Below are 230 nucleotides of genomic sequence, written 5' to 3'. Positions count from 1 at the left end.
GGAGGACAATCTCCTGGGTGGCAGGAATCACAATGCAGCGCACGTTGTCGGCCACCTTCTTGCCCTTCATGACGGCGGCGGCGGCACGCAGGTCGCTGATGCGGCCGTTGGTGCAGGAGCCGATGACTACCTGGTTGATGGGTAGGCCAGCCACCTCAGAGACCACCTTGGTATTCTCGGGCAGGTGGGGCATGGCCACGGTGGGCTCCAGCTTGTCCAGGTCGATGACC

At 63.5% G+C, this 230-nt stretch carries 1 protein-coding gene; it reads right to left on the bottom strand.

The annotated features are described in order from the left end of the window. Positions 1 to 230 (bottom strand): aconitase family protein (locus AC2FA3_RS15695; RefSeq protein WP_490510412.1); only part of this gene is annotated, 230 nt, incomplete at both ends.

Source organism: Janibacter sp. CoH_79_TC_3 (assembly GCF_058197955.1).
The sequence above is the reverse complement of the archived record's forward strand: the minus strand, read 5'-3'. Positions and strand labels throughout refer to the sequence as shown.